Annotated in this window: 14 protein-coding genes and 4 pseudogenes; 1 reads left to right on the top strand and 17 read right to left on the bottom strand. The window is 60.2% G+C overall.

The window, feature by feature from the left end; all coding sequences use genetic code 11:
- Positions 1-7: 7 nt before the first annotated feature.
- From AC24YW_RS35950 to AC24YW_RS35890, 13 genes and pseudogenes are all read right to left on the bottom strand, one after another.
- Positions 8-1,378: a CapA family protein gene (locus AC24YW_RS35950; RefSeq protein ID WP_487487110.1), complete on the bottom strand. Its 1,371-nt coding sequence runs from the start codon at positions 1,376-1,378 to the stop codon at positions 8-10.
- 162 nt (positions 1,379-1,540) lie between these two features.
- The gene (locus AC24YW_RS35945) at positions 1,541-2,851 is read right to left on the bottom strand and encodes a serine hydrolase domain-containing protein (protein WP_487487109.1); all 1,311 of its coding nucleotides are present in this window, start codon (positions 2,849-2,851) and stop codon (positions 1,541-1,543) included.
- Between the two features lie 207 nt (positions 2,852-3,058).
- Positions 3,059-4,120, bottom strand: a complete 1,062-nt coding sequence (locus tag AC24YW_RS35940; RefSeq protein WP_487487108.1) for an ABC transporter ATP-binding protein — start codon at positions 4,118-4,120, stop codon at positions 3,059-3,061.
- Positions 4,117-5,124, bottom strand: coding sequence for an ABC transporter ATP-binding protein (locus AC24YW_RS35935; protein WP_487487107.1), 1,008 nt, complete (start codon positions 5,122-5,124; stop codon positions 4,117-4,119). Before AC24YW_RS35935 ends, AC24YW_RS35940 begins: the two co-directional genes overlap by 4 nt.
- 1 nt (position 5,125) lies before the next feature.
- Complete coding sequence (locus AC24YW_RS35930; protein WP_487487106.1) at positions 5,126-6,004, bottom strand: ABC transporter permease; 879 nt, start codon at positions 6,002-6,004, stop codon at positions 5,126-5,128.
- Between the two features lies 1 nt (position 6,005).
- Complete coding sequence (locus tag AC24YW_RS35925; RefSeq protein WP_487487105.1) at positions 6,006-6,947, bottom strand: ABC transporter permease; 942 nt, start codon at positions 6,945-6,947, stop codon at positions 6,006-6,008.
- Between the two features lie 6 nt (positions 6,948-6,953).
- Positions 6,954-8,549, bottom strand: a complete 1,596-nt coding sequence (locus AC24YW_RS35920) for an ABC transporter substrate-binding protein (protein ID WP_487487104.1) — start codon at positions 8,547-8,549, stop codon at positions 6,954-6,956.
- Positions 8,550-10,541: 1,992 nt separating this feature from the next.
- Complete coding sequence (locus AC24YW_RS35915; protein ID WP_487487103.1) at positions 10,542-11,525, bottom strand: reverse transcriptase domain-containing protein; 984 nt, start codon at positions 11,523-11,525, stop codon at positions 10,542-10,544.
- 104 nt (positions 11,526-11,629) lie between these two features.
- Positions 11,630-12,106 carry a Mu transposase domain-containing protein gene (locus AC24YW_RS35910; protein ID WP_487487102.1) on the bottom strand — a complete coding sequence of 159 codons (477 nt, stop codon included), beginning with the start codon at positions 12,104-12,106 and terminating at the stop codon, positions 11,630-11,632.
- A gap of 45 nt (positions 12,107-12,151) precedes the next feature.
- Positions 12,152-12,466 carry a hypothetical protein gene (locus AC24YW_RS35905; protein WP_487487101.1) on the bottom strand — a complete coding sequence of 105 codons (315 nt, stop codon included), beginning with the start codon at positions 12,464-12,466 and terminating at the stop codon, positions 12,152-12,154.
- A 227-nt stretch (positions 12,467-12,693) separates the two neighbouring features.
- Entirely contained in the window at positions 12,694-12,906 is a 213-nt protein-coding gene (locus AC24YW_RS35900; RefSeq protein WP_487487100.1) for a helix-turn-helix domain-containing protein, read from the bottom strand.
- 261 nt (positions 12,907-13,167) lie between these two features.
- Positions 13,168-13,602: a transposase gene (locus AC24YW_RS35895; protein ID WP_487487099.1), complete on the bottom strand. Its 435-nt coding sequence runs from the start codon at positions 13,600-13,602 to the stop codon at positions 13,168-13,170.
- Positions 13,490-13,759: pseudogene (locus AC24YW_RS35890) on the bottom strand (transposase domain-containing protein); the annotation flags it as partial. The pseudogene AC24YW_RS35890 and the gene AC24YW_RS35895, both read right to left, overlap by 113 nt.
- 251 nt (positions 13,760-14,010) lie before the next feature.
- Here AC24YW_RS35890 and AC24YW_RS35885 point away from each other — a divergent pair.
- On the top strand, positions 14,011-15,198 hold the full coding sequence (locus AC24YW_RS35885; protein ID WP_487487158.1) for an IS110 family RNA-guided transposase: 1,188 nt from the start codon (positions 14,011-14,013) through the stop codon (positions 15,196-15,198).
- 6 nt (positions 15,199-15,204) lie between these two features.
- Here AC24YW_RS35885 and tnpC read toward each other — a convergent pair.
- The 4 genes and pseudogenes from tnpC to AC24YW_RS35865 form a co-directional block, all read right to left on the bottom strand.
- A pseudogene (gene tnpC, locus AC24YW_RS35880) lies at positions 15,205-16,554 on the bottom strand (IS66 family transposase); the annotation flags it as partial.
- Between the two features lie 47 nt (positions 16,555-16,601).
- Positions 16,602-16,948, bottom strand: a pseudogene (gene tnpB / locus AC24YW_RS35875) (IS66 family insertion sequence element accessory protein TnpB).
- The gene (gene tnpA, locus AC24YW_RS35870; protein ID WP_487487157.1) at positions 16,945-17,403 is read right to left on the bottom strand and encodes an IS66-like element accessory protein TnpA; all 459 of its coding nucleotides are present in this window, start codon (positions 17,401-17,403) and stop codon (positions 16,945-16,947) included. Before tnpA ends, tnpB begins: the two are co-directional and overlap by 4 nt.
- A pseudogene (locus AC24YW_RS35865) lies at positions 17,404-17,915 on the bottom strand (integrase core domain-containing protein); the annotation flags it as partial. It abuts the gene before it with no gap.

The raw sequence follows: 17,915 nt of genomic DNA, 5'->3' as shown, positions 1-17,915 counted from the left end.
AGCTGGATCAAAGTCTGATGACTCCCACGCCGTTCTCGACCAAGATTTGGGTGCCAAATGGCTCCGACAGCTTCCGTAGACGCTCCAGAATCTCCTTTGCTTCGTGCGCACCGGCAAGCTGCGGGATCCCCCGATTAGCCAGCCGCTTCGAGCGACCGAGCTCGATCGGGTACAACCGCAATTCGGCAAGCTGGTTCTGCTCAAAGCGGCTGACGGCAACGATGCTCTGATAGAATACCGGGTCGGAAAATCCGGGATCGGTCTCATACCCCCTACCCATTTCTTCAGCTGTTACCTCCGCATCCGTGTCTATCCGCGGGTCCTTGCCGTAAGTGGCAAACATGTCGGCGCCCACAGGTGTGCGGAGGTCGTCCATAATGAAGTTGCCAAGGCTGTAAAAGATCGGCCGGCCTCTGTAGATCTCTATGCCTCGCAACTGGTGTGGTCCATGGCAGGCATAGACGTCAGCGCCCGCATCGATTAGCGAGTGCGCAACCCCGTGCTCATAATCAGGCGGCTCTTGACTCCAATTGCCAGGCTCGTGGCCATGGTTCGTGGCGATGCAGAAATCGGCAAATTGCTTGCCTTGGCGAATGTTTCGCAGAATACCAGCCACATCGCGTGGATCCGCCTCGTAGCTGTAAGCGGCCTCATCCCCGGCTTTGTACGTCGCTCCAGCGATCACGACGCGGTTTGGATCATGGCTAGGCCGTGGACCGGGCAACGCGTTCCTGATCCGTCTCAATACCTCGAGCGTCTCCCGCGGAACAATGACGCTTCGCGTCAGTCGAAGGCTGTTTAGTCCTGGACGGCCTGGCGCCTCGCCCGCGGCATTAGCGGCGCGAGACAACGGCGTGAAAGATGAGGCAAACGACAACAACGCCACACGACCGCGCGCGGTCTCTAGAAAGCGAGCGGCGCCGGCTTGCGCCAGATTGTCACCCACACCTGCATGAACGATCCCGTTCTGATCGAGCACTCGGCTCGTCTCGCGCATACCTTCAACGCCCCAGTCAAACGAATGGTTATTCGCGCGGCCGACGATATTGAAGCCCATCTCCTTCAAATCAGGCCCGAGCTCGGGGAGGCTGATGTGATAGGCACCGCCGTATTCGGCCTGCGGGCTCCCGGTGAACGAACGAATGTCGAAGATGTTTGTTTCCATGTTGCCAAAGGTGACATCAGCGTCTTGGAGAATCTTGACGATGGCATCGAAGCCCTGATGCGGGCTTTTGGTCAGAGGCCGTGTCACGATGAGATCGCCAACCGCTACCATCGTGAAGCCATCCGCCACGTTCGTCGCGATCGAACCTGCCGTATCGTAACAGTCCCCCTGCGAGTCGGAGTGAGAATCGTTCTCCTGCAATTGTTTTCCCATAGATTTCCCCGAGTTTGGTTTTTCTCATCGAACGCTGCTTGCCGCAACGCAGGAGTTGGCACAGCTTCAGTGAATTGCGATGCAGGTGTCCTTCTGAGTGCATCGATAACTGCCAGTCTTTCGTGCGGAGCGCGCGTGACGTGGTTTGCCCGCGTCCGCTCATTACCGGCTATCGCGCAGCACTCGCCCCAAAGTCAGCATCTGCGGCAAGGTGATTCGGTCGCCGTGAGCGGCCGACGCCAGTGGGTGAGATGCAAAGCGGGCAATCGTCATCTCTGCCTTCGGCGCAACATACACGCGCTGACCGTGAATGCCCCGCGCTTCGAAGGCGTCCAGCTGGTTGTGCGTTACCCACCACATGCTGCGATACGAGTAGCCGGGTTGCGGCATGTATTCGCACTTGGCGGGGTCGCCCCCCTTTTGCACGTCGTCGACAACGGACGCGGGAATGATCTGTTTTCCGTTCCAGGAGCCTTCACAGCGCATCAAGTCACCGAAGCGCGCCATGTCACGCAAAGTTGCTGACAAGCCGCCGCCTGCCATCGCCATCCCAGCGGGATCGACGACAACACTGCCGTCCTCCTCGCAACCGAGCGGCGCCCAAATGTGCTCGTGAAGCAGTTGCGCCAAGGAGCGGCCTGTCACGCGTGCCATCACCCAGGCCATTACTTCAGTGTTCACCGTCTTATAGGCGAAGGCATTGCCGTGGGTACCTTCCTTGCTGACCGTGCGCAGGTAATCGCACAAATTCTGCGGCTCGTCATACCCATCTCGTCGCGGCCGCAAACCACAGGCACGCGCATATGTGCGATTGCTGCCACGCTCATCGATGTAGTCCTCGGAATAGGCCAAACCAGTCTGCATATCCATGACCTCGCGCAGCGTGGCATCTTCCCACGCCGAGCCGCGCAACTCAGGCAGATAATGAAGGATCATCTTCGTGTCATCGAGAAGACCTTGATGTACGAAGGCTGCAGCCAGCGTGCCCGCGTATGACTTTGTGACCGAGAAGCAGGCATGCGGCAGATGGGGTTCAAGCGCACCCAAGTAGCGCTCATAAACAATGCGCCCGCGATGTAGAACTATAATACCGTCGGTGTACGTATCGAAAAGGGCTTCGTCAAACCGGCGCTGCCGGCCGTCCATGTCCGTGAACGCCAACGCGCCGATATCGAGACTCTTGTCGCTACGATCGAGCGACGACGGTTCACCCCGCCCACGCCAGATGTTGAGCGTCGGTACAAGCTCGCGAAGATGCGAGAGCGACCAGCGAATTTGCGGAAAATCCAGGAAGCTGTCGCCTTCGAAAGTGATGCGCTTATCCGCCGCCGGCGGCGTTCCCTGCATCCAGCCGAGTTCGCGCGGATCGGACGCCTGCCCGTCGAGATATTGCCTTCCATCAAATTCGAATGCCCCCTTGGGCGGCATTGCCTTCTTCACGTTGTTGACCACGGGCCGGTCAAGCTCTTTCATAAGCGTGCTCCAGTCTTCAGCTTCTAAGGCGAATCTAATTCTCGTAAATATTCTTACCGGGCGCAAAACGCAGGATTCGCTGGCGGCCCCCGTTTGCGAACTGCTGCTGTCGCCTCGGTATCGATGTCCTGCGATGGAGGTGCAACCGCATCAGGCGCCTTTCGGAAGCAGGACCGAGGTGTTCATTTCGAGCGCGAAAGCCAGTTTTCATCGGATGCCAATAGAAAGGTTTCGCCGTTCTATGGGGACGGCCGAAGAGCCTGCGACCGAGATAACCCGCTGAGCGACCGCGTCTGTGGCTGGTGCACGGACATGGCACGCGACGGCGCGCCCATCCGGCATCGGCACCAAACGCGGAACTTCGACGCGGCAACGCTCAACCGCGAGCGGACAGCGCGGGTGAAACGCACACCCACTCGGCGGATTGACGGGGCTTGGCACCTCACCCTCTACGGGCACCTGCAGCCGAGCCCGCGTGGGGTCGGGGACCGGAGCCGCCGCGATCAGCGCCTCGGCATAGGGATGGGCTGGCTCTGCGAAAAAGGCCTCGCACGGGGCTAGCTCGACAATCCGCCCAAGATACATAACCGCAACGCGGTGCCCGATATGCTCGACGACACTAAGATCATGCGAAATGAAAACGAAGGCGATGCCGAGCTGCTGCTGGAGATCCATCAGCAGGTTCAGGATTTGTGCCTGCACTGAGACATCGAGAGCTGAGACCGCTTCGTCAGCGACGATGAGTGAGGGCCGGAGAGCCAATGCCCTGGCAATGCCGAGCCGTTGCCGCTGGCCGCCCGAGAATTCTGATGGGAGCCTGTGCATCATCTCGGGCGACATCCCGACTTTTTGTAGAAGCTCGGCGGCAAGCGCTCGGCGCTGGGTCCGGTTGAGCCGCTCAAAGTTCTCGACAGGCTCGGTGATGATCTGTCCGGCAGTCAGGCGCGGATTCAGCGATGAGTATGGATCCTGAAAGACCATCTGCATGCGTCGGCGATACGCACGCAGTTCGTGTGTCTTGAGGCTTGCAATATCGGTCCCGTCCACCAACACACGCCCGCCGGTTGGCTCCACGATGCGCATCAGGAGTCGCGCGACAGTGGACTTGCCGCAGCCGGATTCGCCGACGATGCAGAGCGTCTCACCCGCCTCAACCGAGAAGGAGACGTCCTCCACGGCTCGCACCACCGGACCAGTCCGCCTCAGGAATCCCTTCGCAAGCGGATAATGTTTAGTCAACTTCTCAACTTTAAGCAGAGGGCCGGTCATGCGCCCACGACCTCTTCAGCACGCCAGCAGGCGGCAGCATGGCGCGGTCCGACATCACGCATCACAGGGGTCTTTTCACGACAAATGCCGATCGCGAACGGACACCGAGGCGCGAAAGTGCACCCGACGATGGGCTCGCGCAGGCTCGGCACAATGCCGGGAATTTCGGGAAGGCGGCGGCGCCGGCCGCGCCGCGGATCGGGCACCGAGCGCATGAGTCCTTGGGTGTACGGATGTGTGGGCTGTGCGAATAGATCTTTTACGCTCGCTTGCTCCACGATTCGGCCAGCATACATGACGATGACGCGTTGACACGTCTCGGCTACAACGCCCAGATCGTGCGTTATGAACATCACGGCCATTCCCATCTGCTCTTTCAGATCGATGATCAGCCGCAAGATCTGCGCCTGTATCGTAACGTCAAGCGCAGTCGTTGGCTCGTCGGCAATCAATAGTTCCGGCGAGCAGGCAAGGGCCATGGCGATCATCGCACGCTGGCGCATGCCGCCTGAAATTTCGTAAGGGTAGCTCTTAAGGCGACGCTCGGGGTCTGCGATCCGGACGAGCCGGAGCATTTCTTGAGACCTTGTCATCGCTTCCGACCGGGAAGCGCTCGTATGGATCTGCACGGCTTCAGCGATCTGGTGGCCAACGGTCTGAACTGGGTTCAGGCTTGTCATGGGCTCTTGAAAGATCATTGCGATCCGGTCGCCGCGGATCTGTCGCATCTCGCGTTCCGATAGCTTCAGGAGATCGCGTCCATGAAAGCGGATCTCGCCCCCAACGGTCTTAGCGGTCAGCTTGGGCAGCAAACGAAGGATTGAGAGGGCGGTGACGCTCTTGCCACATCCGGATTCACCGACAACGCCGAGCGTTTCCCCGCCCTTTATCTGGAAGCTGATGCCGCCTAGGGCGCGCGTGACGCTTTCTTCTCCGTAAAAATGCGTCTCCAAGTCCCGAACATCGAGAAGCACGTCATCCTGGGTCACATTTTCTGTTCGCATGTCAGCGTCTCCGCCTTGAGCGGGGATCGAAAAGATCTCGTAAGCCGTCTCCGAGTAAATTGACGGCCAGGACTGTGACGGCAAGACAGATGCCAGGAGCGAAAACAGTCAATGGGGCGATAGCGAGATACAGGCGAGAACTCGATATCATGTTGCCCCAGCTGGGAATTACGGGAGGCACGCCTGCACCGAGGAAGCTCAACCCGGCCTCTATAAGAATCGCACTCGCGCAGACATTGGCGCTCTGGATCATAAGCGCCGGGATGGTGCTGGGCAGAATATGGCGCCACAACACCTTTGGAAGGCGCGCGCCGCCACAGACGGCAGCCTCCACATAGGGACGCTCCCGAACGCCAAGAACCACCGAACGAACCAGCCGCGCAACCGTTGGGATCTGGGGAATCGTGATGGCGAAGATGAGAATACTGATTCCTGGACCCGTCAGAGAAACAAGAGCGATGGCCAGCAGGATCGTCGGGATCGACATCAGGCCGTCCATGATGCGCATTGCGATGCTATCGAAGCGGCGGTTGTAACCGGCGATCACACCGATCAGAAGCCCGCCGAGAGCCGCGCTCGCCGCCGAAATTAATCCGACCATGAGGGAGATCCGGGCGCCGAACACCGTACGCGCAAACACGTCACGGCCCAGATTATCGCTACCGAACCACATCTCGGCTGAAGGAGATTGAAGGCGCTGGAATGGATCCATGTTCAGCGGATCGCCGGCGAAAAGAGGTGCAGCGAGTGACAGAACAATCATCGCGGCCAGGAGGCCAGCGCCGGCAAATATTAGTGGATGCCGACTTGCCAGACGACGAAGGCTAGATATTCGCCGGCCCAAGGGCTCGGCTTCAACCGGTGCGGATAAGAACGTCATATCAATACCGAATGCGAGGATCGATCAGCGTGTACGCAAGATCGACCGTTAGATTGACAAGGACGTAGAGGCCCGAACTAAGGATCAGCACGGCCTGGATGATGGGATAATCGCGGTTGTTGATGGCATCGACCACCAAACGACCCACACCAGGTATGTTGAACACCGTTTCCGTGATGACGACGCCAGCGATCAGATATGCGAAGCTTATTCCGATCACAGTGAGAATCGGGACACCCGCGTTCTTCAGAGCATGATGGAAAAGCATGGAATATGTGGAGGCCCCCTTAGCAGCCGCCGTTCGCATGTAATCTTCCGATAAAACTTCGAGCATGCTTGCCCGCGTTATCCGGGCAATAAAAGCAATATACGGAAGACTTAAGGTCACCGTAGGCAGGATCAGGTGCACAAACCAAGGTCCGAGGCCGTGATCGAGAGGCTGGTACCCTTGGACCGGCAGCCAACGCGCTTTGATGGCCAACAAGTAGACGAGAAAATAGCCGACAACAAACACCGGGACAGAAAATCCGAGCGCCGCGAAGCCAGAGAGCATGCGATCGATGAGACCTCCAACCCGCCAAGCCGCAAGAATGCCGAATGACACCCCGAACGCCACCGAAAGAACCATCGTCAAGATTGAAAGAGAAATGGTCGGCTGCAGCCGTTGCGAGATCAGTTGGAGAACAGGCCGCCCAGAAAAAATAGACGTCCCGAAGTCACCGTGGATGATGTTCAGCGCCCAGTGTACGAACTGAATGGGCAACGCATCGTTGAGCCCCAACTTTTCGCGGATGCCGGCGATCATCTGTGGCGTGGCTGTATCGCCAGCAATGATGGCTGCCGGGTCGCCCGGCGAGAGGCGGAGAAGCAAAAACACGAAAATTCCGACCATAGCCATGACGGCTATGGTCGAGACCATCCTGCGCAGGACGTAAGCAGCCATTGCGCCTCAGCCCTTCTGCATGTTCCACATCGGGAGAACTCCCGGCGTGGGAATAAGGCCTGTCAGGGTCTTGCGGCGCGAAATAGGTGAGACAATTTGACCCAAGAAAACCGCGCCGACAAAATCCCACCATAACCGCTGCATCTGGCGGGCCAACGCCTTGCGCTCATCGAGAGTTTCGACATCCGCCCATTTGGCCCGCAGCGCCTCGTACTCGTCGTTCTTTGGCCAACCATACCAGGCCTTATCCCCATTCGCGAGCAGCAAGGCAGCGCCGATCGGATCGCCGAGGCTCTTATCGGGGTAAGACGAGACAAAGATGTTCCAGCCGCCATCCTCGATCGGTCCCTTGTTGGCCCGCCGCGTGACGAGCTGGCCCCAGTCCATCGGGGCAAGTTCGGCGTTGACCCCAATCTTGCGCAGAGTGGCCGCGAGGAGCTGCGAAGGAATGTCAGCCCATGCTGCGTTCGTAGGGTCGAGGATAAGGACTTTCTCGCCGGCATATCCCGCCTCCTTGAAGAGCTGCTTGGCCTTTTCCGGGTTGCCGCCCTTCTTGTACCATCCGGTATTCTCGTCGTTGGAGTAGAGCGTATCGTTACCAAACATCGATTTGAGAGGATGGGCATATTTTGCGTTAACGGCCCTCATGAAAGCTTCCTGATCGATCAGATGAAGCAGCGCCTGGCGTGCTTTCACGTTATCGAATGGCTTCTGCAGACAGTTCATGCGGATGAGCAGGTCGTTGCCTGATTTGTTCAGAACCTCGAGTACAAGGTTCGGGTCGCTTTCTATCGCCGAGTAAAGATCTGAGGGGGGAGATTCCATGAAATCGATTTCGCCTGCCTGCAGCGCCGCGAAAGCAGTCTGCTGATCGCCGATATTATCCCAGATGACGCGATCGACCTTGACGACCTTTCCGCCAGCCAGTCCATCAGCCGGCTCCCTGCGTGCGACGTAATTCTCATTGCGGTCGTAGGTGAAGCTCGCACCTGGCTTGGCAAGATCATGATTGAACTTGAACGGGCCCGATCCGATATTCGCGGTCACCTGCTCGGTTGGGGGACGGCTCGCGTCTTTCTCGCGCATAATGAATAGGCCCAGATCTCCCGGATCCGCTAGTATGTTAATCAGAAGTCCCAGCGGCTCCTTAAGAGCGATCGTGAAGGTCTTGTCATCCTTCTTCGCAATGTCCTTCGCCCGCGACATGATCAGCCGGCCGCCGGCGTTGACTTGAGCCCAGCGATGGACCGACGCCACGCAGTCGGCGGCCGTGACGGAAGTCCCATCGTGCCAGGCCAGACCATCCCGAAGCTCGAACGTATAGGTCTTCTTGTCTTCTGAAACGCCCCACTTCCCCACCATTTGCGGCTGCGGCATGAACTTCGAATCCGCCGCGAACAGCGTGTCGTAAATCGCCAGGCCATGGGCAAACGTGACGTTCGCAGTCGTGGCAATTGGATCGAAGACCCGAAGGTCACCGGACAAGACCATTCGGACCGTCCGTGAGGCGGTGGCTTTCTGCGCCTGCAGGACCGAAGGCATCGATATAGCCGTTCCCGCGGCCAGCCCTGTCTTCATGAGGTCACGTCGAGAAATAGCCAAGGAACTCTCCTCTCTGTTGGTAGTCTCAGAATGATCGCCGCACACGCGTAGCGCTCTTTTTGAAAACCGCGCCTCAAACGGTTGCTTCTTTGCGACCTCGAAGCGCGGGCGTTCCGGCGGAGCACGATCCAGAATGGGACTGAAAGAGCCATTAAGATCTCAAGTTGACTCAGTGCGGGAAATGTCGCAGATGAGACAACCTCAACGATCCTCGCGAATGCTCAGCCCCGTCGCGGCGACAGGATGCAATTCGTCCGCTGCAAGAGAGGGCAGGTTCGCCGGTGAGAGACGGTTGCAGCTCATCGCTTTGAGCCAATATTTCACTCCCAAGATTTTGATCACCAGTCCCGTGGGACTCGTTGCTTTCTTTGCGACAACATTACCGGGCCACTGAGGCGATTTTCTCTGATTTAGCGCCGTTTGTTACTGAAATTGTGCGCATCCCGACGGAAATGATGCGGTTTGATGCGTAAGCCTTGAATCCCGGCAGATTGGTACCGACACCGATCTGAGTTCAGGAACTCCGACGTCGTAAGCGCACCGGCGCGTCGGAAACGGCTAGGTTGTATGACCGATGCAGCGCAACTTATGTTATTCTAGCAGTAAGTCTGAGCCGCGACTTCGATCCGGAATTGGCGCGCATTGCCTTGGGAGCCAGTTGGGCCGCCAATGAACATTTTGCCTATCCATGAAAACGGCAGGTTCAATTCAATAACACCCGGGATTTATAGGAGTAGAAGGCGCAACGCGCTCGGCAACAACGGAGGAGTGGTTCACCATCACCTTCGATCGTTGGCACGATTGCGTGACGCATAGTGTTCCGGCTGGCCAATTACCAAGGCAATGGCTTCGTCGAAAGAGTGAACACGAGCGCGGCGAAGTCCTGCAGAGATTTTGAAAAAAGGCCGCCCGCCGGCATGCCGGAGGCTTCTCTTGGAGGTAAGAGCTAGAGAGCGCTCTTTTCTTCTTCCGCCACTTTGCCACAGACTGGCCAGGTGCGCCGAGCTCGAAGCAACAGGCTGAACGTATTCTGGTCATTCGTTCCTTGGCGGCGCCCGCTTGGCGATACCTGCCTGCGCGGCAAAACCACCGTGCTTCAAGACGCGTACTTCTGGCCGAGTCTAAGTCAGATCGGCCAAGAAGATCAGCTAGGGATCATACCAACGGTCGAGTAGTTGAAGTCGTGATTGCAACCAGCGACGCCACTCGAGAGCGCGAGGCTCGCGACAAAGGAGCCGCAGATATACCCTTCGCCCCTGTTGTTGTACATACAGCAGCCCAACTGCCCTAAACCGAGGTGCTCCCGTGCGGATCCCAGTTATGCTTGCAAGGACCGTCGAAGCGATAGGTCGTGGTCAACTCCTGACCAGCGCCAGTGACAAACACGGCGTCGGAGAGTCCATCCAGGCCGACGCTGGGCACCGGCCAACCCGGTGCCGCGGTACATAGCGTGCGTCGCCGAGGTGTAGGGCTGGAAGTTGTAACGGCTTTGCACCGTTCGTGTACGCGCCCTTCACGTTGATCGAGCCGCCCGCGCCAGTGGAATATCCTTGATCGACAAAGCACATAGCCGGTGAGCTTTGAGGCACCGTAGTAGCAGCGGGATACCCGCGACCGAGGCCACGGAAAGACCCCAATCTTTGGCGCCGCACGCGCAGCCGCGAGACCCTCAGCGGTCGCAGCGCTCACGGTCCAGGTCGTATTAGGGGCAACCTGATCTTCGGCAGAGAAGGTCTCTCTCCGGCTGAGGCTTTCAAGGTCCTGGTCGAGTAGCTCAGCCATTCGGCTTTCGCCCTCACAGATCCGGGCGTGCGGCTTTCCCCTACCCGACTCTTTCCGAGAGTAACCCGCGTCATATCCCCGCCCGTGCCAAAGTGCGAGTGATGCGTGGAACGGGGCAGACGGAAGCGAGCCGTCAGGGTTTCGAACTCCGACCAACCCATGTGTCGACTTTTCTAACTGCGCCGTCTCAGTTCCCTTCCGTCTTGTGCTTCACGATGAACCGGCCGTCGCGGGTCCACCCGCAGTAGTGGTGAAGCCCAGGAGAGCGAGGGTTTCGGGCCGCCGCTCGCCGCGCCGCTGACGCGAGAAGGGCGCGAACCGGCCAAACTCGATCAGCCGCGTCTTGTCCTCATGGAGCGTTAGGCCGAAGCTGGCCAGCCGCTCCTTGAGGGCCAAGAGCATTTCCTGCGCATCTGCCTTGCTCTCGAAGCCCATGACGAAGTCGTCTGCATAACGCACGGTCACAACGCGACCGCGTGCATGGCGGCGACGCCATTGGCAGACCCAGAGATCGAGGATGTAGTGCAGGAAGATGTTGGCAAGGAGCGGGCTGATGCCTGCCCCTTGTGGCGTGCCCCTGTCCGTCTGCTGCTTCTCGCCGCTCTCAAGAACGCCAGCCCGGAACCACAGCCCGATCAGCCGCACTATGCGTGGATCGGCGATCCTGTGCGCCACCATTCGCAAAAGCCACTCGTGGTCGACCGAGTCGAAGAAGCTACCTATGTCGGCATCGAGCACCCAGCTCACATGCTGGCTCATGATGGCCGTATGCAGGGCATCAAGTGCCATATGAGGATTCCACCCCGGCCGGAAGCCGTAGGAAAATCCGAAGAAGTCGGCCTCGTAGACGGCGCTCAACACCTCGGCCACCGCGCTTTGGACGATCTTGTCCTCTAGCGCCGGCACACCGAGAGGTCGTTTACCGCCATCGGCTTTGGGAATGTAGACCCGCCGCACCGGCTGTGGCCGGTAGCGAGCAGTGTGGACCCGTGCGCAGAGCTCGCGGATGTTATCCGTAAGCCGATCTTCGTACTTCGCCACCGTTACCCCATCGACCCCCGCGCCGGGCCGCCGCTTTTGTCGTCGAAACGCCCGAAGCAGAGCGTCCACGTTGACGTGATGCAGCAAGGCAGTGAACCCGGTTTGAGCAGCCTGCTTGGCCGCCGCGTTCACCCGCTCGAGGTTCGGCGGCAAGGCAACCCGACTCTGTGTCCGGACCCTGGCCTTCTCGCGCGGGCTCCCCTCAGGCTGGCCCCTTCCCTCCATGGGTCTCGTTTCCTTCGACGACTTGACAGGTACTATGGGCCAGTCCGACTCCCGACCTCAGGTCGGACCGCGGCTCTGGCAGTGCCTTGCCGCTGTCCCCCACTGGCGACCAATGCAATGGACCCGGTCGGGCCTCTCATGTTCCGATGATTGCCTTCCATGCCTGATGCGGCCATCGACCGCGACGGAGCGGCATCGTCTCGCATAACGATCTCGACGGTCTTCTGTGTAATCCGCGCCTCGACTTCCTGATGCACGAGGCTGTGAGGGACGCTGTAGTAGTGCTTGGCGATCTCGACATGATAGTCAAGGTTGACCCGGCAGCGCTTCCACTCGGCATACTCGTACGGCTCATCCGGCGAGAAGGTCAGCGACGGCCGAGCGAGCTCTTCGAACACTTCCCGGCGACTTCGTCCCCAGCTGCGCAAAGGTCGATCGTTCAGCTCGACAAGAAGCGCGTGGATCGCCTCGTTGAGGGCGGCAAGCGAGTAGAAGCGGCGGTTGCGCAAGCGCGCCAGGATCCATCGCCCGACGATTGGACCGCGACTTCGACCTTAGCTTTGTCCCTTGGCCGATACGGCCGCGCCGGAACGATGGCGGTGCGGTAATGGCGGGCGACATCGGCATAGGTCCGGTTGACCATGGGTTCCGTGAAAGCAGGCCCGGGTGATAACAGCCTTCAGATTGTCGCTCACCGTCTGCCGGGCCACGCCACCGAAATAGGAGAATGCCCGAACGTGCGAGGCGATCCAGTCCGGCAGGCTCTGGCTGAAGCTGGCTTCGGCATAGGTGTAGTTCGAGGCGCCGAGCACGGCGACGAAGATCTGCATGCTGCGCAGCTCGCCGGTGAGCCCGTCAACCACCTCCATCGTGTGGCCGGAATAGTCGACGAATAGCTTCTCGCCTGCGACATGGACCTGACGCAGGGTCGGCTTGAGGGCGACCGGACCATTCGTTGTAGCGTTCGCAGAACCACGAATAGCTGAAGCTGTCGGAGCTTGCGTCGCAATACTCCTCCCATAACAACATCAGCGTGACGTTCGGGCGCCGCAGCTCGCGATGCACGAGCGCCCGATCGGGCTGCGGACGCTCGTCGCTAAGGCGGGTCGGATGGTGGCGGATATAGGCGGTTCTCCAGCCGGACGTCGTCATCGAGCTCCGGCGGCAACGGCCAGGTCAGGCCGGCGCGGCGGGTTCGGTTCAGGTACTTGCTGACCGTGCCTTGGGCCAAGCCCAGGCTGCGGGCTACAGCGCGTTGCGACATGCCGACGCTGTAGTGCAGGCGTAGAACTTCAAGAATGTGGCGCATGGACAGTCTCTCGGTCGGCATCTCGATCCCCTGCGGTTAGGCAAAAGACCAAGCTACCCGGGTTGCAGACTGTCAGCCGTGCGCGCCTCCTGGTTGTCCTCGATCGCGATCGCTGGAAACAGCGATTACGATCAGCTGGAAATGGTGATCACGATGCTCTGGAATGGGTGATCACGACCGCCTGGAACACGCAGCATCGTACCGGAAGCGCCTGAGCGGTACGCGACTCTTGATTGATTCGGCTTAGCTGGGATGAGGGCATCAATCCCGCGCCTCTCGAGCGCGTTTAGCGTAGGCATAGCCCGAGTCGGCGGTGACCACCTTTATGTCGATGCCCGTAATCGCTTCAACCTCATCGACTTGCGGCTCGATCATCACTCCTTCGTTCGTTTGTCCAGTCGTGACCCCAACATCCAGAATGACACCGACCTTGTCATCGACGGCCGTGTGCTGCTTGTAAGCGGTTTCCAGCCGCCGGTTTATGCTGTTCGGTGAGGCTGTCCCAACGTACTCATACGCCGAAGGCCGCTCAATTGACGCATGCGCGCGAGCACGGCGAGCTCTATGATCGGTTGGGTGAAGATCAGGCGGCCTGCTGACCGGCGGGCTTGTCGGTTTGGCGCAGGAGCTTCCACTCCCAGGGCAGCAGTTCGTGCAGGCGCGACGCGGGAAGATCGGCGATACGGGCCAGGACATCGGCGAGCCAGGCATTGGGATCGACGTCGTTGAGGCGACAGGTCGTGATCATCGTCAGCATGATGGCGGCACGGTCGGCGCCACGCTGGTTACCAGCGAAGGTCCAGTTGCGCCTTCCCAAGGCGATGCCTCTCAATGCGCGCTCAGCGCAATTGTTAAAGGGCATGATGTTTTCAGCGCTCAAACCCGGTGGAGAGGACCGGTCGTCCGGATTAGTCTGTGCAAGCCGGGATAGGGGCGCTGGAGCACGAAACGGTGGCAGGCCGCCATGACCATGAGCTGTGAGCTCGCTTTGTTACTTGGCCGCCCCTACGACTTGCCCGGCTGCGCTGCGAGCGCGGATCCGTAGATGTCGTGCAAGCCACTGGCTCCTGAGACAAAGGAGAACCAAGCATGCAAATCGTCGGCATGGACATCCACCGATCGTTCGCCCAGGTGGCGATCCTGGGGGACGGAACAATAATCCGACAGCTGCGCGTTGATCTCGTCCACGATCGGCTTGTCGCCTTTGCCAACACACTCAGCCTCGAGGATGAGGTGGTTATCGAGGTGACGGGCAACAGCGCGGCGGTCGAACGTATTCTGCGCCCGCACGTTAAGCGCGTCGCGGTCGCCAATCCGAGGCTCGTTCGGGCGATCGCTTATGCGCGAGTCAAAACCGACAAGGTCGATGCTGGGACCCTGGCAAAGTTGCATGCTGCCGGCTTCTTGCCGGAGGTCTGGGTTGCTGACGAGGACACCTACAGCCGCCGGCGCCAGATGGCCGAGCGCGCTGGTGTCTTGGCGCAGATCATCCGGATTAAGGGACGCATGAAGGCTATCCTGCATGCCAACCTCATCCCGCCCTACAAAGGCTATCTCTTCGGTAAGCGCGGACAGCATTGGCTGGACAGTCTGCCTCTGCCATCGGAGGAGCGTGCAATGCTCCGGCGTCTGATCGCGGAACTCGAACGCGTGACGAAGCAACTGTCGGAGATCGACAAGGCCGTAGCGCAACAGGCTCTGGACGATCCACGGGCTCTCAAGCTGATGACGATCCCCGGCGTGAGTTCGGTTGTCGCATCGAGTGTACTGGCCTCCATCGGCGACATCGCACGCTTCCCGTCGCCGGATAAGCTCAGCAGCTATTTCGGGTTGACACCGCGGGTTCGGCAGTCAGGCGAGCACCCGGCACGGCATGGCCGGATCTCGAAACAGGGCAATCGTGACGCCCGCAAGATGCTGGTTGAAGCGGCCTGGTCGGCCAAGACGGCACCGGGGCCTCTGCGAGCCTTCTTCAACCGCATGCAGAAGAAGCATGGGCCCGGAGTCGCGGCCGTCGCGACGGCACGTAAGCTCGCAGTGATGATCTGGCACGTCCTGACGACCGGGAAAGATTATGCTTACGCACGACCGGCGTTCACAGCGATGAAACTCCGAAAGGTGGCACTCAAGGCTGGAGCGCCTCGTGCCTATGGCAAGGCTGGCCCGGGTCGGGACTACTGGATCAAGGAACTGCGTGAGCGGGAAGCTGGCTACGTCGCACGCGTCGAGCAGGCGTACGAGCGGATGGTGGCGGCCTGGAAGGAGAAGCCAAAAAAAGTTGCCTTGAACTGACGGCAGGGCTTCTTCGTCCCAGCGCCTGAGCATGTAATTCATGGGCTTCAGGACCTCGGAGGAGCGCGAGAGGGTTTCGCGCTGACGCAGCAGCCACGCGTGCAGGTCCTTGAGAAGCGGCTTGCTCTTTTCCTGGCGCACGGCGCGCCGCTCATCAGCGCTGCAGCCGTTAATGGCGCGCTCGATCTCGAACAACGCATCGAGGCGTCTGACCGCCTCCAGCGCGATCGGAGAGACCGGTTTGCCCTTCTTACCTTCCCGAGCATTTTTCTCGATGTCAGCCAGCTCGAAGAACCCCCGCCGCGCATGGGCAAAGCAAAACGCCGGCGTAATCGGCAGCTCTTTCCGCTGCGGGTCGAACAACGGTTCGAAGCCACCGTAACAGTCGCACTGCAGAATGCCCGCGAAGGCGGCCAGATGCTTCTGGGGATGCTCGCCTCGTCGATCGCTCGAGGCGTAATAGACCGCCGCCGGCGGCGCAGGCCCGGCAAACGACCGGTCATCCCGCACATAAGTCCAAATCCGCCCGGTCGTGCACTTGCCCTTCGCCAAGATACGTATGGTGGTGTCGTCGCCATGAAGGCGCTCGGCCGCGAGTACATGGCGTTCGATCAAGTGGAAGAGCGGCATGACGGCGAAGGTCCCGAGCCGACCTGGTCGGCCAGCGTCGACAACGGCAGGTCGATCCCCTCGGCCTTGAAGTGCACACTCTGGCGGTTGAGCGGGATATGCATGCCAAACTTGTCGAACAGGATCGTCGCCAGCAATTGTGGGCCGATCAAGCCGCGCGGCGTGGCATGGAACGGCGCCGGCGGCTGGCTGATCTTCTCGCAATCTCGGCAGGTAAACTTCTCGCGTACCGTCTCGATCAGCTTGAAGCGGCGCGGGATCTCCTCCAGCGTGCCGGTCACATCCTCACCGATCTTCGCCAGCCGCGATCCACCGCAGCAGGCGCAGGTTGTTGGAGCCTCAATGACGACGCGTTCGCGTTCGATGTCATCCGCCCATGGCTTGCGCACCGGCCGCTTGCGCATGAAGGGGCGAACGCTCTGCGTCTTCGCCGCCGGCGGCCTGCGCGGCAAGCTCATCCTCGCTCGCCGTGGTGACGAGTTCTTCGAGTTCCAACTCCAACTGCTCGAGCAGCCGTGCCGTGCGCTCGGAGCGCTGCCCGTACAGCTCGCGTTTGAGCTTCTCGATCCGTAGTTCGAGATGTGCGATCACCGCCTCGTTGTCCGACAGCTCCGCCCGTGCACTGGCGGCCATCGCCTCGGCTCGCAGCCGCGCCTCACGCTCGGCCTGCAGCGCCGCCAGGGCACTCACAAGGTCCGATGGAAGATCGTCCGGCTTCGATATCATGAAGCCCATTGAATCAGATCAAGCAGCAGATTTAAACCGTAAAGCGGCTATCCGACCCGCGTCGGACGCTGGGTTTCTTGAGGGTTGCGCCAATCGATCCCGGACAGCAGATAGCTCAACTGCGCCGGCGAGATCGTTACCGATTCACCGGCAACCGATGGCGAGATGAACTTTCCTCTCTCGAGTGTTTTTGTGAACAGCAGGCTCCCTGGCCATCGTGCCAGATCGCCTTCACAAGATCGCTGCGGCGACCGCGGAAGACGAACAGATGACCGCTGAGCGGGTCTTTGCGCAGCACCTCCTGTACTTGGAGTGCCAGTGACAGAAAGCCTCTGCGCATATCCCTGTAGCCTGTCGCGAGCCACACTCGCACATTCCCCGGTATAGCAATCATCGGCGTCCAAGCACATCGAGGACCCGCGCCAGCGCCTCCGGATCGACGTGCGCATCCACCCGGACGCACCGTCGGTTGCCGAGATCAATCTCTATCAATCCAGTACACGCGGCTGCCACGGAGCGAACTCGGCCATCAGCCGTAGGCCAAAGCTTCGGAGTTTCCTCAGCCGAGGCCGCTGCGGCGGCGATCTGCACCGGCGCAAAAGATGGTACAACTTGTTCCGATGTCCGTGCTTGTCGATGCCAGGTAAACACCAGGCTGGCCGCTACTCCGCTGCGACGCGCAACCTCAGTCACCTTCGCGCCCGGCGCCATCGTTTCCTCGACAATCCGTGCCTTGTCGTCCTGCGACCAGCGCCGCCGCCGCTCCGGCCCGCCCAAAACCTCGGCCCCTGTCGGATGCGTACGTCCCAACTCACGTTGGCGCGGATTGACCTTGCCCCCAACTTTTATCCCAATCCTGAGTTCGCTCCGGTCGTTGGATTTGCCCGGTTGGGCGGTGGGAGCGACGGGAGCTGGCGCGGAGCCTTCGGCATAGCGCAGCGCCAGATTCCGGCGCGGGTGACAGGTGAAGGCGAACTCGGAGGGCGTTTTCCATCCGAGCTGCGAGCGGGGTCGGGCATCGTTGTAATCGGCCCGCCAGCATCCGAGTGCGAGGCGAGCCTGGGCCACTGACGTGAACAGCGTCTCGTTCAGCAATTCATCCCGCAGCCGGCCGTTGAAAGCTCTCGATGAACGCATTCTGCATGGGCTTGCCCAGCGCAACGTGGTGCCAGGCGACGCGGCTCTGATCCGCCCATGTCAGGATGGCGTTGCTGGTCAGCTCGCTGCCGTTGTCGCTGACCACCATTTCGGCTCGCCGCGCCCGATCATCAGCCGGTCAAGTTCCCGGGCCACGCGGATGCCGGAGAGCGAGGTATCGGCCACCAGCGCCAGGCACTCGCGGGTGCAGTCATCGACCACGG

It is taken from the genome of Bradyrhizobium sp. USDA3516 (assembly GCF_057651995.1).
This window is presented reverse-complemented; position numbering and strand designations above follow the sequence as displayed.